The sequence below is a fragment of the Pseudomonas sp. MYb60 genome (genome assembly GCF_002979555.1).
GTDB lineage: Bacteria > Pseudomonadota > Gammaproteobacteria > Pseudomonadales > Pseudomonadaceae > Aquipseudomonas.
Map to the genome: position 1 here is coordinate 567,966 of NZ_PCOZ01000001.1, position 24,016 is coordinate 591,981.

Below are 24,016 nucleotides of genomic sequence, written 5' to 3' on the forward strand. Positions count from 1 at the left end.
CGCACCGTGGCCGTTGGGAAGAGGGGGGCACAACTATATTTTTGTAGGGAAAGTCCCGTGATCCGGGGGGAAATCATGCCCTATCAGCTTTACGAATCATTACAGACAACCGTGCCGCGCCTGACTATGTTGCAGGTACCGGGCAGGATGCATCGGGCATCGCAGCTCTCATAACAATAAAAGAGACGGACCCATGCAGAACTCGACCCAAGCGGCGAATGCCTGGCGCATTCTGTTCCTGCTGTTCCTCGCCAACCTGTTCAACTTCTTCGACCGCACCATACCGGCGATCATCATCGAACCCATTCGCATGGAATGGCACCTGAGCGACTTCCAGCTCGGCATCATCGGCACCGCGTTCACCATCGTCTATGCGATCGCCGGCCTGCCGCTGGGGCGCATGGCCGATACCGGTTCGCGCAGCAAGCTGATGGGCTGGGGGCTGTTCGCCTGGAGCGGTCTCACGGCGGTCAACGGCATGGTCGGCAGTTTCTGGACCTTCTTGCTGGTGCGCATGGGCGTCGGCATCGGCGAAGCCAGCTACGCGCCGGCGGCCAATTCGCTGATCGGCGACCTGTTCCCGGCTCACCGGCGTGCACGTGCCATGGGCATCTTCATGCTTGGCCTGCCTCTGGGGCTGTTGTTGGCGTTCTTTACCATCGGCTGGATGGTCAAGGCGTTCGACAGCTGGCGCGCGCCGTTCTTCATCGCCGCTGTGCCGGGCCTGGTGCTGGCGGTGTTCATGTTCTATATCAAGGAACCCAAGCGCGGCGCGGCGGAAACCGTGCAAGTCTCCCAGGAGCGCGTCGACCGCCCGATTCGTCGCGTGCTGGCAGTTCCGACCTTCCTCTGGCTGGTGCTGGCCGGGCTCTGTTTCAACTTCGCCACGTACGCGTGCAACTCCTTCCTGGTGCCCATGCTGCAGCGCTACTTCCTGATGCCATTGCAGGAAGCGGCCGTGGCCACCGGCGTGATCGTTGGCTTGACCGGTTTGGTCGGCCTGACCTTGGGCGGTTGGGTGGCCGACAAGATCCACCAGCGCGTGGCCAATGGTCGGCTGCTGTTCGCCGCGTTCAGCCTGATTGTGTCGACGGTCTGCACCGCCTGGGCCCTGCATGCCGGGCGCATCGAGATCGGTGTGTTTGTTGCGGTGTTCAGTGTGGGCTGGTTGTTTGCCTACAACTTCTACACCTGCGTGTACACGGCTATTCAGGACGTGGTCGAGCCGCGCCTGCGGGCCACGGCGATGGCGCTGTTTTTTGCCGGCCTGTACTTGCTGGGCGGTGGCATGGGGCCGGTGGTGGTAGGGGGCTTGTCTGATCACTTCGCCCATTCGGCGATGTATGCCGCCGGGGCCACGCAGATGACCGAAGCGTATAAAGCGGTGGGCTTGCACGACGCCATGTACCTGATTCCGGTCGCCCTGTTCCTGACCATGCTGTTTCTGTTCCAGGCGTCGCGGTGTTTTGTGCGCGATGCCAAGAAGATGAAAGAGGGGTTGAGTAGGGTAGAGGTGCCGGGTTCGGCGGTGGCAGCTTGAGACCGAGGTGACACCATCGGGGGCAAGCCCCTCCCACATCGGACCTGTGAACACATTCAAAGGTGGGAGGGGGCTTGCCCCCGATGGAGCCCTCAAGACAGCTAAAAGAAGGCCCGCATTGCGCGGGCCTTCTTTTTACTAACCGGCGACCAGCACTCGAATCGCTTCCAGGCGCAGCGCCGCTTTATCCAGCATGGCCAGGCCTTGCTCGCGCTGGTTGCGCAGCGCCACCAACTCGCTGTCACGCACGGTCGGGTTGACGGCTTGCAACGCGGTCAGGCGCGCCAGTTCTTCATCGGTGTCCGCCGCCAGACGACGCTTGGCCTCGGCCACACGTTCGGCGTGCTGCGGGGCGATCTTCTCTTCACCGGCGTTGATCCGTGGCGTCAGCTGGTCGCGCTGGGCCTGGATGAACTTGTTGGCGCTGGCCCGTGGCACGCTTTCCAACTGGTCGTTGAGGGTCACGAACGACACGCGGCTCGACAGGTCATTGCCATTGGTGTCGAGCAGGCAGCGCAGGGCGGCCGGCGGCAGGTAGCGGCCCAGTTGCAGGGCGCGCGGTGCAACCACTTCGCTCACATACAGCAGTTCAAGCAACACGGTACCCGGCTTGAGCGCCTTGTTCTTGATCAACGCCACGGCGGTGTTGCCCATCGAACCGGACAGCACCAGATCCATGCCGCCCTGCACCATCGGGTGTTCCCAGGTGATGAACTGCATGTCTTCGCGCGACAGCGCCTGGTTGCGGTCGTAGGTGATGGTCACCCCTTCGTCGTCGCCCAGGGGGAAGCTGGCGTCGAGCATTTTTTCGCTCGGCTTGAGGATCAGTGCGTTTTCCGAATGGTCTTCGCTGTCGATGCCAAACGCGTCGAACAGGGTTTCCATGTAGATCGGCAGCGCGAACTGGTCGTCTTGCTCGAAAATGTCTTCTACCAGCGCATCGCCTTCGCCGGCACCGCCGGAGTTGAGCTCCAGCAGGCGGTCACGACCGGTGTGCAGCTCTTCTTCGAGGCGCTCGCGCTCGGCGCGGGCCTCGTCGATCAGGGCTTGCCACTCGCCATCGTCGGCCTCTTCCAGCAGCGGCAGCAGGCGCGGGCCAAACTGATGCTGCAGGGCGTTGCCGGTCGGGCAGGTATTGAGGAAGGCGTTGAGCGCTTCGTTGTACCACTGGAACAGACGCTCTTGCGGGCTGGTTTCCAGGTACGGCACGTGCAATTCGATCACGTGTTTCTGACCGATCCGGTCCAGACGGCCGATACGTTGTTCCAGCAGGTCCGGGTGGGACGGCAGGTCGAACAGCACTAAGTGGTGAGAGAACTGGAAGTTGCGGCCTTCGCTGCCGATCTCGGAGCAGATCAGCACCTGGGCGCCGAACTCTTCATCGGCGAAGTAGGCCGCAGCGCGGTCACGCTCGAGGATGTTCATGCCCTCGTGGAACACCGTGGCCGGAATACCGGAGCGCACGCGCAGGGCGTCTTCCAGGTCCATGGCGGTTTCGGCGTGGGCGCAGATCACCAGGACTTTGGTGCGCTTGAGCATCTTCAGTTGGTCAATCAGCCACTCGACGCGCGGGTCAAAGCGCCACCAGCGGTTCTCTTCTTCGATGTCCGGTTGCGACTGGAAGCTGACTTCCGGGTACAGCTCGGCGTGTTCGCCCAGCGGCAACTCCAGGTATTCGTCCGGGTTCGGCAGCGGGTAGGCGTGCAGCTTGCGCTCCGGGAAACCTTGCACCGCAGCACGGGTGTTGCGGAACAGCACGCGGCCGGTGCCGTGACGGTCAAGCAGCTCGCGCACCAGGCGTGCGCTGGCTTCGGTGTCGCCATCGTTGACGGCGGTGAGCAGCGCTTCGCCTTCGTTGCCGAGGAAACCCTGGATGGTGGCGTGGGCCTTGGGCGACAGCCGACCTTTGTCCAGCAACTCCTGCACGGCCTCGGCCACCGGGCGATAGTTCTCGCTCTCGGCGCGGAAGGCTTTTACGTCGTGGAAGCGGTTCGGATCGAGCAGGCGCAGGCGCGCGAAGTGGCTGTCCTGGCCCAGTTGTTCCGGGGTGGCGGTGAGCAGCAGTACGCCAGGAATCACTTCGGCCAGTTGTTCGACCAGTGCGTATTCCGGGCTGGCCTTTTCTTCGTGCCACACCAAGTGGTGCGCTTCGTCGACCACCAACAGGTCCCAACCGGCAGCGAACAGCGCGTCCTGGGCCTTTTCGTCGTCCACCAGCCATTCCAGTGCCACCAGCGCCAGCTGGGTGTCTTCGAACGGGTTGGCGGCATCGCTTTCGATGAAGCGCTCTTCGTCGAACAGGGCGACTTGCAGGTTGAAGCGGCGGCGCATTTCCACCAGCCACTGGTGCTGCAGGTTCTCCGGCACCAGGATCAGCACGCGGTTGGCGCGCCCCGACAGCAACTGGCGGTGGATCACCAGGCCGGCTTCGATGGTCTTGCCCAGGCCTACTTCGTCTGCGAGCAGAACGCGTGGCGCGATACGGTCGGCGACTTCACGGGCAATGTGCAGTTGGTGGGCAATGGGTTGCGCACGCACGCCACCCAGGCCCCACAGGGAGGACTGCAACTGGCGGCTGGTGTGTTCCAGGGTGTGGTAGCGCAGCGAGAACCAGGCCAGCGGGTCGATCTGGCCGGCGAACAAACGGTCGCTGGCCAGGCGGAACTGGATGAAGTTGGACAGTTGGGTTTCCGGCAGGGTGACCTGCTCGTTCTGCCCATTGAGGCCGTGATACACCAGCAGGCCGTCGACGTCATCGACTTCCTGTACGGTCATTTTCCAGCCTTCGAAATGGGTGATGGTGTCACCCGGCGAGAACCTCACGCGAGTGAGGGGCGCATTCCGTAGCGCATACTGGCGGGTGTCGCCAGTGGCCGGATAGAGCACGGTCAACAAGCGGCCGTCCTGTGCCAGAACGGTGCCTAACCCCAGCTCTGCTTCGCTGTCACTAATCCAGCGTTGCCCCGGTTGATACTGCTGCGCCATGCTGCCTGACTCCCGCCGTGAAAAAGCCGACTATCTTAACGGAACAAGGCCCCCCGCCCAAGGACTCTGAGAAAAACTACTCCGTTTGCGTGGGCGCGCGCAGGGCGAATCGACGGGTGGCGGGCACTTGGGAGTGTCGACTGGGTCACAGCTTGGCGAGTGCGCGCTCAAGTCACCCTGCGGCGCGCCGACAGCCTGATGATCAGGAGAGGAAACCCCATGCTGCCACCCATGCTGCCCGTCAGCGTTGTGCCGGTGACGTCACAACTTGATCCGGTGCGCCAGAAGCCGGATATTCCGCCCGTGGTGCCAGTGCAGCCGGGTTCCAACGAAAGCACCATCGACCTGAAAAAAGGCGACGCGGAGCAGTCGACCTTCCTTTTGCGCGAAGAACAGCGCCGCCAGCAGGAACAGCAGAAACGCCGGCGCGAAGCCGACGATGACCCGGAGCAACACCTGGCCATTCCTGGTGACGTGCTCAACGCCGACAACACTGTCCCGGTGATCCCGCTGATCGAGGATGCCCCGCGCCAGGGCCAGTGGGTGGACATCGAGGTCTAGCCCCTTGCAGGTTCAGCCCCGCAGTTCGCGCAGGGCCGCGAGCAATCGCTCGATATCCTGATCATTGTTCAACGGGCTGACGGAAATCCGCGCAACACTCGCCAGGCCTCGGGCCTGCATATCCAGCGGGGTGTAGGCCACGCCATTGGCGCCGATGTTGATGCGCTGCGCCGCCAGGTGTCGCTTGAGCTCGAAGGCGTCCCAGCCGTCGAGGTTGAAAGCGATCAGGCCTGAATGTTCAGCACCCAGGTCATGCAGTGAAATGCCCGGGATATGACGCAGCGCTTCACGCATTTTCCTTCTGGTCTGCACGATGCGTTCCCACACCTGTTCGATGCCGAGCCGGTTCATCTCCTGCAAGGCATTGCCCAATCCCGCCAGTAAGGCGTAGGACGTTTCGCTGGTTTCGAAGCGTCGGGCGTCGTTGCGCAGGTCATAGCCCTCGGCGGTCCAGGGCGCCGAAAACACATCACGCTGGGCCGGGTTCAGGTGTTCGAGGAAATCTTCGCGCACGTACAGCAGCGCTGTTCCCCGTGGCCCGCGCAGGTGCTTGCGGCCAGCCGACTTGAGCACGTCGCATTGCAACGCCTGCACATCCACCGGCAGTTGGCCCACGGCCTGGCCTGCATCGATGAAGTAGGGGACGCCATGGCGCTTGGCAACGTCGCCGATGGCTTGGGCGGGGTTGATCAAACCGCCGTTGGCCGGCAGCCAGGTGAGGTCGATCAACTTCACGCTGGCATCGATCATGGACTCCAGCGCCACAGGGCACACGGCGCCGGTTTCATCGCACGGGATCACTTCCACACGAGCGCCGGCGCGCACGGCGACCTGCATGCTCGCCAGGTTGCCGCCCCATTCGTGGCGTCCCACCAGGATCCGGTCACCGGGCTGCCAGGGCGCGAGTGCCTGGAACGCCATGTTCCAGGCCGCCGAGCCGCTGCTGGCGAAGGCAATCGACGAGGCGGGTGCGTTGAGCAATTGCCCGGCGGCGCGACGGGCGTTCTCGGCCAGAACGGCGCCATGCTCGCCGGCCTCCATCGGGCCGTCGCGGGCTTCGCGCTGCAGGTGGTCGATGATGGCGTCAAGGGTGGCCTGGCTGGGCAGGGACGCACCGGCGTGGTTGAAGTGCACGACGCCGGATTGGCAGCCAGGGGTGACGTCGCGCAATCGCTGGACGGTGAGCGGGCTCATGGCCGCAGCTCGAAAATGGCGTCAACTTCGACAGCCACGCCAGCGGGCAGGCTGGACACGCCCACCGCGGTGCGCACATGCCGGCCCCTTTCGCCGAGCGCGTTCACCAACAGGTTCGACGCGCCGTTGGCGACCAGGCTCTGCTGTTTGAAATCGCCGCTGCTGGCGATAAACACACCCAGGCGCAGCGTGCGCACCAAACGGGTCAGGTCGCCCCCGAGTGCAGCATTCAATTGTCCCAGCAGGCCCAGCGCTGCCAATTGCGCGGCCTGGGCACCTTCTTCAATGCTGAGGGTTTCGCCTACCCGGCCCAGAAAGGCCGGCCTGCCGTCCTCCACGGGAATCTGCCCGGAAATGAACAGCTGGTTCTGGCTGATGACATGGTTGATGTAGTTGGCCGCCGGTTGGCTGGGGGTGGGCAGTGTGAGGCCGAGGGCCTGGACGCGCGGGTGCAATGAGTCGCTCATGGTGGAACCTCCGGTTGGGAGGTTTGAGCATGTTAGCCGCGTCGACGGGCGACAAACGGATAGATCTCACGGGACGTATCGAAATATCTCACGCGTCGCTGCACGCTGCCTGCAACCATTGGCTGAAACACTGGGCGGCTTCGCTCATGGCGCCATTCGGCGCGATCAGCCAGTAGCCGATGTCACTGTGGTAGGGCGGCCAGTCAAACGCTTCCACCAGGCTGCCGTCTTGCAGCCGACGCTCGATCAGGCGGTGGCGCCCCATGGCGATGCCCTGACCGGCCACGGCGGCTTCGACCACGATGTTGTAGTCGTGCAGCATCACGCGGGGATGAGGGGTGAGGTCAACGCGATAGTGTTCGGACCAATCGGTCCATTCGAACGGACGGTGTGACGTGGCCATCAGCAACGGGCTGTCAGGGCGGGCCTTGAGCGCCGGGCTGCACACCGGGGAAATCACTTCTGCCATCAGGCGTGTGGCTTGCACATCAGGCCAGTCACCCTTGCCGTAGCGAATCGCCAGATCAACCTCGGCACCGGCAACGTTTGCCAGCTGTATCGCCGGCACCAACTCCACCTGAATAGTCGGGTAACGGTTGAGAAATCCCGCCAGGCGCGGCGCCAGCCATAACGTGGCAAAGGACGCGAGCAAACCGATGCGCAGCACCGTGGCACCGGGGGCGACGCGCTGGGCGCGGGTGGCGGCGGCGATGGCGTCGAGGGCAGGGCGGATGTCGTCGTAGTAACGTTGGCCGTCGGCGGTCAGGTCGATCGCTCGGGTGCGGCGGATAAACAGCGGCTTGCCGAGGTGCAGCTCCAGTTTTTGCACCTGATGGCTGAGGGCGCTCTGGGTCACCGACAACTCGTTCGCGGCCTTGATGAAACTCAAGTGCCGCGCCACGGCTTCGAAGGCGCGCAGGGCCAGCAAGGGCGGTAGGTCCTTGTGCAGTGCCACGGGTGGGCCTCTCCGGGCTCGTGGAAAGTGTGGATTTTGGCGGATGCCCTGCCTTTTGTCGCTCGCTGATTTGCCGTCTGGCGGGGGAGGCCGCATTATTGAGGCATCCCCGCCACGACGTAAGCCAAGCCATGAGTGATGACGACAAGCTGATCGACCTGAACGCCGAACGCGCCAAGCGCGTGCATGACCTCAATGACAAGCGCCTGAACGAAGTGCGCCAGGCGTTCGAGCAGGCGATGCCACTGGGCAAGGCCAAGAAGAAATCCAAGAACAAACCGAAAAAACGTTGAAACCCCCTGCGTCTGTTGATGCAGGTCAGTTATTGCCCTTCTTTACGTCACGTCGCCGCCGATATTGATCTTCGTCAATATTCCCCTGCGCCTTCTCGATTAACTTAGCCCTATCGCAACAGGGCAAGTGCAGGAGGCCGGTCATGTTTATCGATAATGTGGTATTTGCCGGAGTGCTGACCGTCAGCCTCATGGTGATGTTTTTTGTAGGGTTTGGATTTTTTATCTGGAAAGACGCCAATAAGCGAAAAAAACCTTAGGTCTTTCCGGTTACATGAGCACGCAAGGCATTTTGGGCGACTTCGGTCGCCCTTTTTTTTGCCCGCGATTCAATAACCATCCGAATACAAATGTGGGAGGGGGCTTGACCCCGAGAGCGGTGTATCAGCCAACTTATCGCAAGCTGACCCACCACAATCGGGGGCAAGCCCCCTCCCACATTTTTTAGCGCAGTCTGACTATCAGCTGCCCAGCGCTTTCGACGCCAGCCAAAACAACCCGGCGGACAGGCCCACCGTGGCGGGCAGGGTCAGCACCCAGGCCATCAGGATGGTCTTCACGGTACCGCCTTGCAGGCCGCTCTTGTTGGCGACCATGGTGCCGGCAACACCCGACGACAGCACGTGAGTGGTCGAAACCGGCAGCGCGAAGATGTTGGCAAAACCAATCATGGTCGCGGTGGTGATCTGTGCCGACATGCCTTGGGCATAGGTCATGCCCTGCTTGCCGATCTTCTCGCCGATGGTCAGTACCACCCGCTTCCAACCCACCATGGTGCCCAGGCCCAGGGCCAGTGCAACGGCGAGGATCACCCAGAACGGCGCGTACTCGGTGGTGGCGGTGAGGTCTTTGCGCAGCTTGTCGAGGTCGGACTTCTCACGCGCATCCAGGCCCGGCAGTTTGCCGACTTTCTTCGCGGTGTCATCCAGGCAGAGCAAATAGCGACGCACTTCAATTCGCTGGTCAGACGTCAGCGAATGGTAGTCGGACACGCCTTTCAAGGTGTCGACCAGCGCGTTGATGGTGGGCTCGGTCTGTTGCGGGTTGCACTGGAACTTGCCCGGCAGATCGTTCTTCACGCTTTTGCCCAAGGCCAGGAACTCGCCGAGGGTGGCGTTGTTACGCTGGTAGAACTGGCTCAGGTGCACGGTCGCGTCGCGGGTACGCTCGATCTGGTAGGTGGTGCTGCCCAGGTCCAGCACGAACTGCGCCGGTACGATGCCGATCAGTACCAGCATGATCAGGCCGATGCCTTTCTGGCCATCGTTGGAACCGTGCACGAAGCTCACGGCCATGGCGGAAATCACCAGCACCAGGCGGTTCCAGAACGGCGGGTGCTTCTTGTCGTCGAGCTTGCGGCGCTGGTCTGGCGTCTTGTGCATCTTCGACAGCGGGCGCCACCATTTCAGGCCGATCAGCACCAGGGCTGCGACCAGGAAGCCGGCCATCGGCGAGAACACCAGGGAAGCACCGATATCGATCGCTTTCTGCCAGTTCACACCGTCAGCCAGGGGAATATCGTTGATCAAGGCATTGGCCAGGCCGACACCGAGGATCGAGCCGATCAGGGTGTGGGAGCTGGAAGCCGGGATACCGAAGTACCAGGTGCCCAGGTTCCAGGTGATCGCCGCTGCCAATAGAGAGAAGACCATGGCCAGGCCGTGGCCGGTGTTCACATTGATCAGCAACTCCACCGGCAGCAAATGCACGATGGCATAGGCGACACCCACACCCCCGAGCAATACGCCGAGGAAGTTGAACACCCCGGAGAAGAACACGGCCAGGTGCGGCGGCATGGCTTTGGTGTAGATGACTGTGGCCACCGCGTTAGCGGTGTCATGAAAGCCATTGATGAACTCGAAGGCGAGGACAAAGGCCAGGGCGAGCAATAGGCTCACTAGAACCCAAGCATCCAGTCCGCTGAATAAATCGATCATGAAGGTTTTCTGACCCGGTCGTAAGGGGGCGCGATTATGCCAGAAAACCTCGGTAATCGATGCACTAGCTGCTCATCGGTCACATTCTTAATTGAAAAAGTCGCGGCGAAACCGGCGCATCCCAGGGTTTTCGGGGGTTTGGCAAGTCTTTGATTTATAAAGTGAGGGGGGCTTTTACAGGGGGTTTTTCATCAAATTGTCACAGCTGAAACATTTGTATGAAATTTTACTGCCGAATGTAGGGTGCAAAATTTACCGCTGCTAGCAATGTGCTAGCAGGTGGGCATGCTGCGCTCGAACCGAAGGGCTTATGGCTCTTCTGGCTTGAGTTCCTGTTCAATCTTTTGGATTTCCTGGGCAAAGGCCTGGTCGAGCAGACTGGCGCGTTTGCGCCATGGCTTGCGTTCAGGTTCAGGCTGGGCGGCGTAGGTGGTGACTTCCCCGCCGTAAACGTCCTTGTAACGTTGTTCCTGGCGCTCAAGTTCCGCGCGCAGTTCATCTTTCGTCACATCGTTACCTAATTGAGTTAAGTGTGAATACCGTGCAGCGTTTTGCCCGAATGCCGCCCTCCGGCAGTCCCACGTTGAACCGTTGACGGGTTCAAGTTTGAACTAGTGCAAGAAGCTATTTGCAGTTGCCGGCATTCAAGGCAGGTCGTTGCGACCTTGGCGAGCTCCCATCCCGATGATCAAACCGGGCCGACCTCGGCACAAGCTGCATTATAGCGGCGCATTCGAATAACACTATCGCTGTAAAGTTAAAAAGCATCGACAGTCTGTGTGCGTTTCGTGACATGGATATGTCGTTACTTGTTGAAATCCTGGCGTCATAAAAGCTGCACCGTGTTTTTCTAACTTAAGACGGTGCCTGGCTGAGCAGCAAATCGTCAGTCACTCGAGCGAACAGCGCTGGCGAATTGCGATAATCGACTATTCGTCCGATAATCGCACAATGTTCTCGGCCCTGCCTTGTGCGACGCGGCCCACGCGGCTTGTAATAGTCGCCAAACCGCCCTTGTGGCAGACAATAAGAGAAAGGACCCAAGATGAACGATCAATTGCGCAACTCCTTCGCATCGGTGGCGCCCCCGATCGTTGCCTCGCCGGCCAAGCGTATCCAGGCCTTGACCGGTGATCCGGACTTCATGACCTCACTGGCTCGCGGCCTGGCGGTGGTGCAGGCGTTCCAGGAGCGCAAGCGCCATCTGACCATCGCCCAGATCAGCCACCGCACCGAAATTCCTCGCGCCGCCGTGCGTCGATGCCTGCACACCCTGATCAAACTCGGCTATGCCACCACCGATGGTCGCACCTACTCGCTGCTGCCCAAGGTGCTGACCCTTGGCCATGCGTACCTGTCGTCCACGCCGCTGGCCGTGTCGGCCCAGCCCTATCTGGACCGCATGAGCGAGCAACTGCACGAAGCCTGCAACATGGCCACCCTGGAGGGTGACGACATCCTCTACATCGCCCGTTCCGCCACCACCCAGCGCCTGATTTCCGTGGACCTGTCGGTGGGCGGGCGGCTGCCGGCGTACTGCACGTCCATGGGCCGTATCCTGCTGGCCGCCCTGGACGACGCGTCGCTGCAGGACTACCTCGACCATGCCGACCTGCAAACCAAGACCAGCCGCACCCTCACCACTCCCGCCGCCTTGTTCGAGTGCCTGCAACAAGTGCGTCAGCAGGGCTGGTGCATCGTCGATCAGGAACTGGAGCAGGGCCTGCGTTCCATCGCCGTGCCGGTGTATGACGCTTCCGGCCAGGTGCTGGCGGCGATCAATGTCAGCACGCACGCCGGGCGGGTCAGCCGCAGCGAGCTGGAGCAACGCTTTTTGCCAAGCATGCTCAGCGCCAGTCGCGAGTTGAGTACGCAACTGTTTGCCTGAGTGTGCGGTGATCGCACACATCCCGGCCTGATCAATTGACGCTGTTTCCCCTGGCTTATTAATGTGCGGCAGCGCTGCAAGGCGCGCTCCAATAATAATGACGACCCCAAGTCGTTGGCCCGCCATCGGTGTGGAAATAAGAATAATGAATCAGCCTGTCGGTACCCCCCTGGACGTCCAGTCCTTCATCAACGCCCAGCCACTGTCCCGTTACCAATGGCGGGTGGTGATCCTGTGTTTTCTCATCGTGTTCCTCGACGGCCTCGACACCGCTGCCATGGGCTTTATCGCGCCCGCGCTGTCCCAGGACTGGGGCATCGACCGCGCCAGCCTCGGCCCGGTGATGAGCGCCGCATTGATCGGCATGGTCTTCGGCGCACTCGGCTCCGGCCCGCTGGCGGACCGCTTCGGCCGCAAAGTGGTGCTGGTGGGCGCGGTGCTGGTGTTTGGCGCCTTCAGCCTGGCGTCGGCCTACAGCACCAACGTCGATCAGCTACTGGTGCTGCGCTTCCTCACCGGGCTTGGCCTGGGTGCGGGGATGCCGAATGCCACCACGCTGCTGTCCGAATACACCCCCGAACGTCACAAGTCGTTGCTGGTGACCAGCATGTTCTGCGGCTTCAACCTGGGCATGGCGGGTGGCGGTTTCATCTCCGCCAAACTGATCCCGGCCTTCGGCTGGCACGCGCTGCTGATGATCGGCGGGATCCTGCCGTTGATCCTGGTGGTGGTGCTGATGCTGTGGCTGCCGGAGTCGGCGCGGTTCCTGGTGGTGCGCAACCGCGGCACCGACAAGGTGCGCAAGACGCTGGCGCCCATCGAGCCGAACATCGTCGCCCAAGCCACCGCGTTCAGCGTGCCCGAGCAGAAAACCGTCAAGGCCCGCAATGTGTTCGCGGTGATCTTCTCCGGCACCTACAGCGCCGGCACCTTGCTGTTGTGGCTCACCTATTTCATGGGGCTGGTGATCGTGTACCTGCTCACCAGCTGGCTGCCCACCCTGATGCGTGACAGCGGCGCCAGCATGGAGCAAGCCGCGTTTATCGGCGCGTTGTTCCAGTTCGGCGGCGTGCTCAGTGCGGTCGGCGTGGGCTGGGCAATGGACCGGTTCAACCCCCACAAGGTCATCGGCACGTTTTACCTGCTGGCCGGGGTGTTTGCCTACGCAGTGGGGCAGAGCCTGGGCGACATCACCCTGCTGGCGACCCTGGTGCTGATCGCCGGGATGTGCGTGAACGGCGCGCAATCGGCCATGCCTTCATTGGCGGCACGGTTCTACCCGACCCAGGGCCGTGCCACCGGCGTGTCGTGGATGCTCGGCATCGGCCGGTTCGGCGCGATCCTCGGCGCGTGGATGGGCGCCACGTTGCTGGGGCTGGGCTGGAATTTCGAGCAGGTGCTCACGGCGCTGGTGATACCGGCTGCCTTGGCCACGGCTGCCGTGATCATCAAGGGCCTGGTCAGCCACGCTGACGCCACCTGACGATTGCGCCTCGCCTGTGGCAGCTGGCGAGGTTCCGCCAGATGATTAGCCAGGTAACAATCCGTTCGATAATCGAACGCTGAGTCGATTATCGGATTGTTTGGCCCATTTCTGCGACTTACTCTTCAAGTCACTCCGGCGCTACCTCAGCGCCTTATCCGACCCACACCGGGAGCCCGACCCCCATGGCTGAAATACTCGCGCTGCGTGACGCGGTGAAGCAATTCGTGAACGACGGCGATACCGTCGCTCTGGAAGGCTTCACCCATCTGATCCCTACGGCAGCGGGTCATGAAATCATTCGTCAGGGCAAGAAAGACCTGACGCTGGTGCGTATGACGCCTGACCTGATCTACGACCAGTTGATCGGCGCCGGTTGCGTCCGCAAGTTGATTTTTTCCTGGGGCGGCAATCCCGGCGTCGGCTCCCTGCATCGTCTGCGTGACGCGGTGGAAAAACAGTGGCCGCAACCGCTGGAGATCGAAGAGCACAGCCACGCCGACCTGGCCAATGCCTACGTCGCCGGAGCATCGGGCCTGCCGTTCGCGGTGTTGCGTGCCTACGCCGGCTCCGACCTGCCCAAGGTCAACCCGCTGATCAAGAGCGTGACCTGCCCATTCACTGGCGAAGTGTTGGCGGCCGTGCCATCGGTGCGCCCGGACGTGACGGTGATTCATGCGCAAAAGGCCGACCGCAAGGGCAACGTGCTGCTCTGGGGCATCCTGGGCGTGCAGAAGGAAGCGGCCCTGGCGGCCAAGCGCTGCATCGTCACCGTCGAAGAAATCGTCGATGACTTGAACGCGCCGATGAACAGTTGCGTGCTGCCGACTTGGGCCCTGACGGCGGTGTGTCATGTGCCTGGCGGCGCGCATCCGTCCTACGCGCACGGCTACAACGAGCGGGACAACCGCTTCTACCAGGCGTGGGACCCTATTGCCCGCGACCGTGAGACCTTTACCGCCTGGATCGACCAATACATCCGTGGCACCGCCGACTTCACTGAATTCCAGGCCAAGTTGGCCAGCGCGCAGGAGGCCAAGTAATGGCTTACTCCACCAATGAAATGATGACCGTCGCCGCCGCGCGTCGCCTCAAGAATGGCTCGGTGTGCTTCGTCGGCATCGGCCTGCCCTCCAAGGCGGCCAACCTGGCGCGCCTGACCTCGTCGCCGGACGTGGTGCTGATCTACGAGTCCGGCCCGATTGGCGCCAAGCCAAGTGTCCTGCCGTTGTCCATCGGTGACGGCGAGTTGGCTGAAACCGCCGACACTGTCGTACCCACCGGTGAGATTTTTCGCTACTGGCTGCAGGGCGGGCGCATCGACGTCGGCTTCCTCGGCGCTGCGCAGGTCGACCGTTTCGGCAATATCAACACCACCGTGGTGGGCGACTATCACCAACCCAAGGTGCGCCTGCCGGGTGCCGGCGGCGCGCCGGAAATCGCCGGCTCGGCCAAAAGCGTGCTGATCATCCTCAAGCAGTCGTCGCGGTCGTTTGTCGACAAGCTGGATTTCATCACCTCGGTCGGCCACGGCGAAGGCGGCGACTCGCGTAAGCGCCTGGGCCTGCCGGGCGCCGGTCCTGTAGGAATTATTACCGACCTGTGCATCATGGAGCCGGAAGAGGGCAGCCATGAATTCGTGGTTACCGCGCTGCACCCCGGCGTTACCCGCGAACAGGTGGTGGCCGCCACCGGTTGGGCGATTCGCTTCGCCGACCAGGTCAGCACCACTGCCGAACCGACTGAAGTAGAGCTGACGGCGCTGCGTGACCTCGAAGCCCGCACCGCCGCCGCCCATGGCCAAGCGCCGGGAGAAGCCTGATGCGTGACGTGTTTATCTGTGATGCCATCCGCACCCCCATCGGCCGCTTTGGCGGTGGCCTGTCCAGCGTGCGTGCCGACGACCTGGCGGCGCTGCCGATCAAGGCCTTGATGGAGCGCAACCCGTCGGTGGAGTGGAGCGCGGTGGACGAGGTGTTCCTCGGCTGCGCCAACCAGGCCGGCGAAGACAACCGCAATGTCGCGCGCATGGCGCTGTTGCTGGCAGGCCTGCCGGAGAGTATTCCCGGCGTGACCCTCAATCGTCTGTGTGCCTCGGGCATGGACGCGATCGGCACGGCTTTTCGCGCCATCGCCAGTGGTGAAATGGAGCTGGCGATTGCCGGTGGCGTCGAGTCGATGTCGCGCGCGCCGTTCGTGATGGGCAAGGCCGACGCGGCGTTCTCGCGCAGCATGAAGCTGGAAGACACCACCATTGGCTGGCGCTTTATCAACCCGCTGATGAAGGCGCAGTACGGCGTGGACGCGATGCCGCAGACCGCTGACAACGTGGCAGACGATTACCAGGTGTCCCGCGCCGACCAGGATGCGTTTGCCCTGCGCAGCCAGCAGCGCACCGCTGCCGCACAGGCCGCCGGCTACTTCGCCGAGGAAATCGTGCCAGTGCGGGTCGCACATAAAAAAGGCGAGACTTTAGTGGAGCACGATGAGCATCCACGCGACACCAGCCTGGAAGCCCTGGCCAAGCTCAAACCCGTGAACGGCCCGGACAAAACCGTCACCGCCGGCAATGCGTCGGGCGTGAACGACGGCGCCGCGGCGCTGATTCTCGCGTCTGCCGACGCAGTGAAGAAACACGGCCTGACGGCCCGCGCCCGCGTACTGGGCATGGCCAGCGCCGGGGTCGCGCCACGGGTGATGGGCATCGGCCCCGTGCCGGCGGTGCGCAAGCTGGTGGAGCGCCTCGGCCTGGCGGTCACGGACTTCGACGTCATCGAACTCAACGAAGCCTTCGCCAGCCAAGGCCTGGCGGTGCTGCGTGAGCTGGGGATTGCCGACGATGCGCCCCAGGTCAATCCGAACGGCGGCGCCATCGCCCTCGGTCATCCCCTGGGCATGAGCGGTGCGCGGCTGGTCCTGACCGCCTTGCACCAGCTTGAAAAAACCGGCGGCAGCAAAGGCCTGGCGACCATGTGCGTGGGGGTCGGCCAAGGCCTGGCCCTGGCCATTGAACGTATCCAATAAGAGAGGACTGCACCATGAGTGACAAGCCCGGTTACCGGCGCCCGCAAGCGGGTACTCAACCTGATTACCTGCACCCGGCCTACCAGTCGACGAACCTGCGTTCGCCGTCGCAGCCATTGGTGTTCCTGCCCCATTCCCTGTCGGAAATCACCGGCCCCACCGTCGGCGCCGAACGTGTGGACCCCAAGGATAACGACCTCACGGCCCAGCATGAAGGCGAGCCTCAGGGCGAACGCATCATCGTGCATGGCCGTGTACTCGACGAAAACGGCCTGCCGGTGCCGGGCATCCTGGTGGAGATCTGGCAGGCCAATGCCGCCGGTCGCTACAACCACAAGCGTGACCTGCACGACGCGCCGCTGGACCCGAATTTCACCGGCACCGGCCGCACCGTCACCGACGCCGACGGCTGGTACCAGTTCCAGACCATCAAGCCCGGCGCCTACCCCTGGGGCAACCACCATAACGCGTGGCGCCCGGCGCATATTCACTTTTCGCTGTTCGGCCCCAGCGTGCTGACGCGATTGGTCACCCAGATGTATTTCCCCGGCGACCCGCTGCTGGAATACGACCCGATCTACAACTGCGTGCCCGATACGTCGGCCAAGGAACGTTTGATCGCCCGCTTCGACCTGGAAAAAACCATCCCTTCCTATGCCCTCGGCTACCGCTGGGACATCGTCCTGCGCGGCCGCGACGCCACGCCGATGGAGAAATGAGATGAGCCTCAACGCGACCACGTCCCACACCGTCGGGCCGTACTACCACATCGGCCTGACCTGGCTGAACCGCGAAGACCTGACCACCGCCGCCACCCTCGGCGAGCGCGTGGCCATCAGCGGGCAAGTGGTGGATGGCAACGGTGATGTCGTCAACGACGCCATGCTGGAAGTCTGGCAGGCCAATGCCGCCGGCAAATACGACCATCCCGAAGACGAGCAAGACAAGGCGGTGGACCCGAACTTCGAAGGTTTCGGCCGCGTGCCGGTGGATGGGGAAGGGCGGTTCCGCTTCACCACCATCAAGCCGGGCGCGGTGCCCGGCTTGAAAGGCACGACCCAGGCGCCGCACCTGGTGGTGCTGGTGTTTGCCCGTGGCTTGGTGAAGCACTTGCTCACGCGGATTTATTTTGAAGGCGAGCCGATGAATGGGGATGACCCATTGTTGGCGTGTGTGCCGGCTGAGCGGCGTGAAACCTTGATTGCCAAGCCGGATGCAGAAGGTGTGCATCAGTGGAATGTGGTGTTGCAGGGCACCGAGAAGGAGACGGTGTTCTTCGATTATTGAGGCTGCCTTGGGGGCCCCATCGGGGGCAAGCCCTCTCCCACATTTTGACCGCGTCGCCTATCAAATGTGGGAGGGGGGTTGCCCCGATGAGGCCCTCAGAGGCAATGCACATCCAAAGGTCTTGTTGCGGAACGAGCTTGTTGCAAAGTATGTCTAGGCTATATCGGTTCCCACAGAGTGAAAAACCATGACAACAAAAACCAGCCACTACACCGGAGAAGAGCGCAGCAAACGGATATTTGCCATCGTCGGTGCCTCTTCCGGCAACCTTGTGGAATGGTTCGACTTCTATGTCTATGCCTTCTGCGCCATCTATTTCGCCCCTGCGTTCTTCCCGTCCGACAACCCCACCGTGCAGTTGGTCAACACCGCCGGCGTGTTCGCAGCGGGTTTCCTGATGCGCCCCATCGGCGGCTGGCTGTTCGGTCGAGTGGCCGACAAGCATGGTCGCAAGAATTCAATGATGATCTCGGTGCTGATGATGTGCGCCGGTTCGTTGGTCATCGCATTTTTACCCACCTACAACGACATCGGCGTCTGGGCGCCGATCCTGCTGTTGGTCGCGCGGCTGTTCCAGGGCTTGTCCGTCGGCGGCGAATACGGCACCACCGCGACCTACATGAGTGAAGTCGCGCTCAAGGGCCAGCGCGGGTTCTTTGCCTCGTTCCAGTACGTGACCCTGATCGGCGGCCAATTGCTGGCCGTGCTGGTGGTGGTCATCCTGCAACAGATCCTCAGCGAAGAGGAATTGCGTGCCTGGGGCTGGCGCATTCCGTTCGTGATCGGCGCGGTCGCAGCGGTCATCTCGCTGCTGCTGCGTCGCACCTTGAAAGAAACCACCAGCAAGGAAATGCGCGAAGACAAGGACGCCGGCAGCATTGCCGCGCTGTTTCGCGACCACAAGGCGGCGTTCATCACCGTATTGGGCTACACCGCTGGCGGCTCGTTGATTTTCTACACCTTCACCACCTACATGCAGAAGTACCTGGTGAACACGGTGGGCATGCACGCCAAGACGTCGAGCTACATCATGACCGGCGCGCTGTTCCTGTACATGTGCATGCAACCGTTGTTCGGCATGCTGGCGGACAAAATCGGCCGTCGTAACTCGATGCTCTGGTTCGCGGGCCTCGGTACGCTGTTCACAGTGCCTATCCTGCTGACCCTGAAAACCGTCAGCAGCCCGTTCCTGGCCTTTGTGCTGATCACCCTGGCGCTGGCGATCGTCAGTTTCTACACCTCCATCAGCGGCCTGGTAAAAGCCGAGATGTTCCCACCGCAAGTGCGCGCCCTGGGTGTGGGCCTGGCGTATGCCGTGGCCAATGCGATCTTTGGTGGCTCGGCTGAATTCGTCGCGCTGAGCCTCAAGTCCATCGGCATGGAGAACAGCTTCTACTGGTACGTCACGGCGATGATGGCCATCGCTTTCCTGTTCAGCTTGCGCCTGCCGAAACAGGCGGCGTATCTGCACCACGATCTTTAAGGACTGCGTTATGACGTTGCGCACGAGCAATCAACTGTTCGACGCCTATTTCACGGCGGACAGCATGGCCGAGGTGTTCTGCGACCAGGGACGCCTGCAAGGCATGCTGGATTTCGAGGCGGGATTGGCCCGAGCACAAGCGCGGGTCGGGTTGATCCCGCAAGCGGCCGTCGCGCCGATTGCGCAGGCCTGCCTGGCCTCGCTCTATGACGTAGATGCCCTCGGCGTGGCGATTGCCACAGCGGGCAATTCGGCGATTCCGCTGGTGAAGGCCCTGGGCAAGTTGATTGCCAGCGAAGACGCCGGCGCCGAGCGGTATGTGCACTTGGGCGCCACCAGCCAGGACGTGATGGACACCGGGCTGGTGCTGCAAGTGCGGCGCGCGCTGGAGTTGATCGAAAGCGACCTGGCGCGCCTGGGCGACATTCTTGCCAGCCAGGCCCAGCGCTATGCCGACGTGCCCCTGGCCGGGCGCACGTGGTTGCAGCATGCGACGCCCGTCACCCTGGGAATGAAGATTGCCGGTTGGCTGGGGGCCGTGACCCGCAGCCGCCAGCGTCTGGCCGAGTTGAAGCCGCGCCTGCTGGTGCTGCAGTTTGGCGGCGCCTCGGGCACCCTCGCCGCGCTCGGTGAGCAGGCGATGCCGGTGGCCGAAGCGTTGGCGGTCGAGTTGCAACTGAGCCTGCCCGAGCAGCCATGGCACACGCAGCGGGATCGCCTGGTGGAATTCGCCAGCGTCCTCGGTTTGATCGCCGGCAGCCTTGGCAAGTTGGGCCGGGATATCAGCCTGTTGATGCAGACGGAAGCCGCGGAGGTGTTCGAACCGTCGGCGCCGGGCAAGGGTGGTTCGTCCACCATGCCCCACAAGCGCAACCCGGTGGGCGCCGCCGTACTGATCAGCGCAGCGACCCGCGTGCCCGGATTGGTCGCCACGATGTTCAGTGCGATGCCCCAGGAACACGAGCGCAGCCTGGGCCTGTGGCATGCCGAATGGGAAACCCTGCCGCAGATTTGCTGCCTGGTGTCCGGCGCGCTGCAACAGGCGCTGCTGGTGAGCGAAGGCCTGGAAGTCGACGCCGAACGCATGCGCGCAAACCTCGACCTGACCCAGGGCCTGGTGCTGGCCGAAGCCGTGAGCATCGTCCTCGCCCAGCGCCTGGGCCGCGAGACCGCGCACCATTTACTGGAACAATGCTGCAAACGCGCCGTGGCAGAGGGTCGTCACCTGCGTGCAGTGCTGGCGGACGAACCCACGGTGAGCGCCGAGTTGTCCGTCGCCGAACTCGACCGCCTGCTCGACCCGGCCCACTACCTGGGCCAGGCCGGTACGTGGGTGACCCGCGCCATTACCGACCATTTTGCTTAAGGAGGCCGCTGTGCCATTTGTTCAACTCGCCGACGGCGAACTGCATTACCAATTCGACGGACCGGAAGATGCACCGGTGCTGGTGCTGTCCAACTCCCTGGGGACCGACCTGCAGATGTGGGACCTGCAGATTCCGGCGTTCACCGAGCATTTTCGGGTGCTGCGCTTTGATACCCGGGGCCACGGTAAATCCTTGGTGACTGAAGGCCCGTACAGCATCGAACAGTTGGGGCGTGATGTGCTGGCGTTGCTCGATGCCCTGGATATCCCGCGCGCGCATTTTTGCGGGTTGTCCATGGGTGGCCTGATCGGCCAGTGGCTGGGCATCCATGCCGGCGAGCGTTTGCAACGCCTGGTGGTGTGCAACACCGCCGCTAAGATCGGTACGCCCGAGGTGTGGAACCCGCGCATCGAGACGGTGCTGCGCGACGGCGCCGCGGCCATGGTCGCCTTGCGTGATGCCTCGATTGCGCGCTGGTTCACTGCGGATTTCGCCGCGGCCTACCCGCATCGGGCCAAGCAGATTACCGACATGCTCGCTGCCACCTCTCCTCAGGGCTACGCCGCCAATTGCGCGGCGGTGCGCGATGCGGATTTTCGTGAGCAGTTGGCGTCGATCAAGGTGCCGACCCTGGTGATCGCCGGCAGCGAAGATGCCGTCACCCCACCCGCCGGAAGCCACTTCATCCAGGCCCACGTGCAGGGCGCCGAATACGCCGAGTTCTACGCGGCCCATTTGTCCAACGTCCAGGCCGGTGCTGCGTTCAGCGACTGTGTACTGGCATTTTTGCTGGCCCGCTGAGGAGCTTTTTGTGGACGAGAAACAACGTTATGCCGAAGGCCTGCAAGTGCGCCGCGACGTGCTGGGCGACGCCCATGTCGAGCGCAGCCTCAACGCCTTGACCGAGTTCAACAACGAGTTCCAGGACATGATCACCCGCCACGCCTGGGGTGATATCTGGACCCGCCCCGGCTTGCCCCGGCACACCCGCAGCCTGATCACCATCGCGATGCTGATCGGCATGAACCGCAACGAAGAGTTGAAGCTGCACCTGCGCGCCGCCGCCAGCAATGGCGTGACCCGCGCCGAAATCAAGGAGGTGTTGATGCAGAGCGCGATCTACTGCGGGATACCCGCAGCGAATGCGACGTTCCACCTGGCTGAATCCGTGTGGGATGAGTTGGGTATCGAATCCCGTCAACCCGGCTAACCGTTGGCCTGCGGTTGAACAGGTTGGGGTGGGGTGTCAGTGTGAGTCGGCGTCCCACACCCAATTCCACACGCCGGGCAGATGCACCGACTCGTTTTCATCCTTCACCGTGCGCGCCAGTGCGGCACGTTCCAATTCGGCGCGGTCGGTATAGAACGGCTCGACCGCCGTCTTCACACCGTTGACCCGCGCGCTGTCCAGCAGGATCTGCAGGTATTCCTGCATGTGCCGCGCGGTATAGCGGTTGATGTCGTGGAAGGTCACCACCACCGGAATCACCCCATCCACCGTCGGCAGTTCGCCCAGGGCAATACGCTCGCGTACCACCGACACTTGTCGGTACAGGTTGGCGCGGCGACGCGGGCTGGCGTTGAAACCCCAGATCTTGCCGTCGTTGGCGCTCAAATCGGTGAGCAATACGTGCATGCCATGGCGCTGGTAGGCGGCGAAGGTGCGGCGGTCGTAGTTCCAGAAGGGCGGGCGGATCAGGCTCGGCGGCGCGCCCGTGATGGAGGCGATGTCGGACGCGCCTTGGGCCAGGGTGCGCTCCAGCTCGGCGTCGCCCAGCCAGCGGTGGTTGGTGTGAAAGCCGGTGGCCGTATGAAAGGCCAGGATGTGCCCCGCGGCGTGTTCACGTTCCATGGTCTTGCGGCCCCGGGCGCTGCCGCCTGAGCGCGAGGCTTCGGTCTGCAGGAAGAACACCGCCTTGATCCCCGGCAGCACCGGGTTGTTGGCCAGGTCGGCGATCACCGAGCGGGTGGGGTTGTTGTAGCCCGAGGCGCTGGGGCCGTCATCGAAGGTCAGCAGGAACCGGATGGGCGCCTGGGTTTGCAGGCGTTGTTCGGTCTGCGGCGTCAGGGCGATGGGCGCGCCGATGCAGCCGCCGAGGCTCAGGGCCAGGGCCAGCAGGATGAAGGCAGGGGCGAAGGATTTCATGGTGTGCGCAGACTCGTCCAGAAGCCGCTGCTGATTCAGCTCAGCAGCGGCAGGCGCGCACCATACAGCAAGTCTGGCGATGGTTTACAGCAGACTGATCGGGTAGCTGACGATCAACCGGTTTTCATCAAACTCATTGTTGCTGTAGTCGCGGCGCATGCTGGAGTTGCGCAGGCGCACCGTGAGGTTTTTCAGGCTGCCGCTTTGCACGGTGTAGCCCAGCTCGCTTTCGCGCCCCCATTCCTTGCCGTCCGTGACGGTGCCGGTGTGCACATTGCTGCCGCTGATGTAGCGGTTCATCAGGGTCAGGCCCGGCACGCCGAGGGCGACGAAATTGTAGTCGTGGCGCACCTGCCAGGATTTTTCCTGGGCATTGTCGTAACTGCTGTTGTAGCTGTCATTGGCCAGGGTACCGCCGCTGGTGCCGTTGACGCGCATCCAGGCGCTGTCGCCGGTGAGCTTTTGGAGGCCGACATAGAAGGTGTTGCCGCCGTACCTGGCCGATAGCAACCCGGACCAGGTCTTGTTGTCCAGGCTGCCGGCGCGGGCGCTGCCATCGTCCTTGCCGTAGAAGAACCCGAGGTTGGCGCCCAGGGTCCAGTCGCCCAGGGGCTGGCTGTGGATCAGGTTGACGTACTGCTGGCGGTAGATGTCCTTGAGCTGGGCGTTCCACAGGCCGACCTGGGTGCGCTTGTCGTTGAACGCATACTCGCCACCCTGGAAGTTGAATCGGTCAGAGGTGAACGCCGGCTTACCGAACATCGACAGGTCGGTCATGCTGCTGTCGTCACGCGGGCTGTTGGCGCGGAACTGGCCGCCGTAGAGGGTCAGGCCGTCGATCTCCTTCGAGGTTATCTGCCCGCCGCGCAGGGTTTGCGGCAGGGACCGGCCATCGTCCGAGCGCAGGATCGGCAGCACGGGCATCCATTCGCCCACCTTGAGTTCAGTCCTGGACACGCGCGCCTTGAAGGCCACGCCCAGGCGACCAAACTCATCCGCCGGGCGGCCATCGTGGTCCAGCGGCAGCAGTTGGGTGCCGCCGCTGCCACGTCCGCCATCGAGCTTGATCGAGTACATCCCCAGCACATCCACGCCGAACCCTACCGTGCCCTGGGTAAACCCGGACTTGGCGTCAAGAATGAAACTCTGCGTCCACTCCTGCGCGCCGCCCTGGGCCTTGGTGGGGTTGGTGTAGTTACGGTTGAAAAAGAAATTGCGCAGGTTGAGGTTCGCGCTGGCGTCTTCGAGAAAGCCGTGTTCCTCGGCGATGACGGGCAAGGCAAGGCTGGCGACAGCGGATGCCAGCAACAGCTGGCGCGGGTGGAAAGTGCTCATGGCGTAGAGACCTGTTGTTATTGGGGTTATGCAGGTGCGGGCCATGGTGCGGGGCGCTGTGGGGGCGGTGA

Annotated in this window: 23 protein-coding genes; 15 read left to right on the top strand and 8 right to left on the bottom strand. The window is 62.8% G+C overall.

Features of this window, described 5'->3' with window-relative positions; all coding sequences use genetic code 11:
* The first annotated feature begins 193 nt into the window (after positions 1-193).
* Positions 194-1,540 (top strand): MFS transporter, encoded by a 1,347-nt coding sequence (locus CQ041_RS02600; RefSeq protein WP_105520522.1) that lies wholly within the window; start codon positions 194-196, stop codon positions 1,538-1,540.
* Between the two features lie 138 nt (positions 1,541-1,678).
* On the opposite strand, the gene rapA is transcribed toward CQ041_RS02600, so the two are convergent.
* Positions 1,679-4,525, bottom strand: a complete 2,847-nt coding sequence (gene rapA / locus CQ041_RS02605) for an RNA polymerase-associated protein RapA (protein ID WP_105520521.1) — start codon at positions 4,523-4,525, stop codon at positions 1,679-1,681.
* Positions 4,526-4,744: 219 nt separating this feature from the next.
* Here rapA and CQ041_RS02610 point away from each other — a divergent pair, with 219 nt between their 5' ends.
* Positions 4,745-5,086 (top strand): aspartate-semialdehyde dehydrogenase, encoded by a 342-nt coding sequence (locus CQ041_RS02610; RefSeq protein ID WP_105520520.1) that lies wholly within the window; start codon positions 4,745-4,747, stop codon positions 5,084-5,086.
* Between the two features lie 12 nt (positions 5,087-5,098).
* Here the strand turns inward: CQ041_RS02610 and CQ041_RS02615 are convergent, their stop codons facing one another.
* The 3 genes from CQ041_RS02615 to CQ041_RS02625 form a co-directional block, all read right to left on the bottom strand.
* Positions 5,099-6,280 carry an aminotransferase class V-fold PLP-dependent enzyme gene (locus CQ041_RS02615; RefSeq protein WP_105520519.1) on the bottom strand — a complete coding sequence of 394 codons (1,182 nt, stop codon included), beginning with the start codon at positions 6,278-6,280 and terminating at the stop codon, positions 5,099-5,101.
* On the bottom strand, positions 6,277-6,747 hold the full coding sequence (locus tag CQ041_RS02620) for a RidA family protein (protein ID WP_105520518.1): 471 nt from the start codon (positions 6,745-6,747) through the stop codon (positions 6,277-6,279). The genes CQ041_RS02615 and CQ041_RS02620 overlap by 4 nt, the downstream gene beginning before the upstream one ends.
* Positions 6,748-6,835: 88 nt before the next feature.
* Complete coding sequence (locus tag CQ041_RS02625; protein WP_105520517.1) at positions 6,836-7,702, bottom strand: LysR substrate-binding domain-containing protein; 867 nt, start codon at positions 7,700-7,702, stop codon at positions 6,836-6,838.
* Between the two features lie 131 nt (positions 7,703-7,833).
* Between CQ041_RS02625 and CQ041_RS26350 the strand changes: the two genes are divergently transcribed.
* The gene (locus CQ041_RS26350; RefSeq protein WP_090408332.1) at positions 7,834-7,995 is read left to right on the top strand and encodes a hypothetical protein; all 162 of its coding nucleotides are present in this window, start codon (positions 7,834-7,836) and stop codon (positions 7,993-7,995) included.
* A gap of 143 nt (positions 7,996-8,138) precedes the next feature.
* Complete coding sequence (gene ccoM / locus CQ041_RS26690) at positions 8,139-8,255, top strand: cytochrome c oxidase subunit CcoM (RefSeq protein WP_277309687.1); 117 nt, start codon at positions 8,139-8,141, stop codon at positions 8,253-8,255.
* Positions 8,256-8,456: 201 nt separating this feature from the next.
* Here ccoM and CQ041_RS02630 read toward each other — a convergent pair whose 3' ends face one another.
* Both CQ041_RS02630 and CQ041_RS02635 read right to left on the bottom strand, forming a co-directional pair.
* The gene (locus tag CQ041_RS02630; protein WP_028619266.1) at positions 8,457-9,932 is read right to left on the bottom strand and encodes an inorganic phosphate transporter; all 1,476 of its coding nucleotides are present in this window, start codon (positions 9,930-9,932) and stop codon (positions 8,457-8,459) included.
* 308 nt (positions 9,933-10,240) lie between these two features.
* The gene (locus tag CQ041_RS02635; RefSeq protein ID WP_034096311.1) at positions 10,241-10,441 is read right to left on the bottom strand and encodes a hypothetical protein; all 201 of its coding nucleotides are present in this window, start codon (positions 10,439-10,441) and stop codon (positions 10,241-10,243) included.
* 536 nt (positions 10,442-10,977) lie between these two features.
* Between CQ041_RS02635 and pcaR the strand changes: the two genes are divergently transcribed.
* The 11 genes from pcaR to pcaC all read left to right on the top strand — a co-directional run bounded on the left by pcaR (position 10,978) and on the right by pcaC (position 21,674).
* On the top strand, positions 10,978-11,820 hold the full coding sequence (gene pcaR, locus CQ041_RS02640) for a pca regulon transcriptional regulator PcaR (RefSeq protein ID WP_105520516.1): 843 nt from the start codon (positions 10,978-10,980) through the stop codon (positions 11,818-11,820).
* Positions 11,821-11,965: 145 nt separating this feature from the next.
* The gene (locus CQ041_RS02645; RefSeq protein ID WP_105520515.1) at positions 11,966-13,303 is read left to right on the top strand and encodes an MFS transporter; all 1,338 of its coding nucleotides are present in this window, start codon (positions 11,966-11,968) and stop codon (positions 13,301-13,303) included.
* Between the two features lie 185 nt (positions 13,304-13,488).
* On the top strand, positions 13,489-14,346 hold the full coding sequence (locus tag CQ041_RS02650; protein WP_105520514.1) for a CoA transferase subunit A: 858 nt from the start codon (positions 13,489-13,491) through the stop codon (positions 14,344-14,346).
* Positions 14,346-15,125 carry a CoA-transferase subunit beta gene (locus CQ041_RS02655; RefSeq protein ID WP_105520513.1) on the top strand — a complete coding sequence of 260 codons (780 nt, stop codon included), beginning with the start codon at positions 14,346-14,348 and terminating at the stop codon, positions 15,123-15,125. Before CQ041_RS02650 ends, CQ041_RS02655 begins: the two co-directional genes overlap by 1 nt.
* Positions 15,122-16,327, top strand: coding sequence for a 3-oxoadipyl-CoA thiolase (gene pcaF / locus CQ041_RS02660; RefSeq protein WP_177429348.1), 1,206 nt, complete (start codon positions 15,122-15,124; stop codon positions 16,325-16,327). The genes CQ041_RS02655 and pcaF overlap by 4 nt, the downstream gene beginning before the upstream one ends.
* A 14-nt stretch (positions 16,328-16,341) precedes the next feature.
* Positions 16,342-17,046 (top strand): protocatechuate 3,4-dioxygenase subunit beta, encoded by a 705-nt coding sequence (gene pcaH / locus CQ041_RS02665; protein WP_105520511.1) that lies wholly within the window; start codon positions 16,342-16,344, stop codon positions 17,044-17,046.
* 1 nt (position 17,047) lies between these two features.
* A complete protein-coding gene (gene pcaG / locus CQ041_RS02670) occupies positions 17,048-17,614 on the top strand; it encodes a protocatechuate 3,4-dioxygenase subunit alpha (protein WP_105520510.1) in 567 nt (188 codons plus the stop codon).
* Positions 17,615-17,801: 187 nt separating this feature from the next.
* Positions 17,802-19,097: an MFS family transporter gene (locus tag CQ041_RS02675; protein ID WP_105520509.1), complete on the top strand. Its 1,296-nt coding sequence runs from the start codon at positions 17,802-17,804 to the stop codon at positions 19,095-19,097.
* 10 nt (positions 19,098-19,107) lie between these two features.
* Positions 19,108-20,463: a 3-carboxy-cis,cis-muconate cycloisomerase gene (locus tag CQ041_RS02680; RefSeq protein WP_105520508.1), complete on the top strand. Its 1,356-nt coding sequence runs from the start codon at positions 19,108-19,110 to the stop codon at positions 20,461-20,463.
* A 10-nt stretch (positions 20,464-20,473) separates the two neighbouring features.
* Positions 20,474-21,265 (top strand): 3-oxoadipate enol-lactonase, encoded by a 792-nt coding sequence (gene pcaD / locus CQ041_RS02685; RefSeq protein WP_105520507.1) that lies wholly within the window; start codon positions 20,474-20,476, stop codon positions 21,263-21,265.
* Positions 21,266-21,275: 10 nt separating this feature from the next.
* The gene (pcaC, locus tag CQ041_RS02690; protein ID WP_105520506.1) at positions 21,276-21,674 is read left to right on the top strand and encodes a 4-carboxymuconolactone decarboxylase; all 399 of its coding nucleotides are present in this window, start codon (positions 21,276-21,278) and stop codon (positions 21,672-21,674) included.
* 36 nt (positions 21,675-21,710) lie between these two features.
* On the opposite strand, the gene CQ041_RS02695 is transcribed toward pcaC, so the two are convergent.
* Both CQ041_RS02695 and CQ041_RS02700 read right to left on the bottom strand, forming a co-directional pair.
* Positions 21,711-22,610, bottom strand: a complete 900-nt coding sequence (locus CQ041_RS02695) for a polysaccharide deacetylase family protein (protein WP_105520505.1) — start codon at positions 22,608-22,610, stop codon at positions 21,711-21,713.
* 84 nt (positions 22,611-22,694) lie between these two features.
* Positions 22,695-23,945: an OprD family porin gene (locus CQ041_RS02700; RefSeq protein WP_105520504.1), complete on the bottom strand. Its 1,251-nt coding sequence runs from the start codon at positions 23,943-23,945 to the stop codon at positions 22,695-22,697.
* Positions 23,946-24,016: the final 71 nt, after the last annotated feature.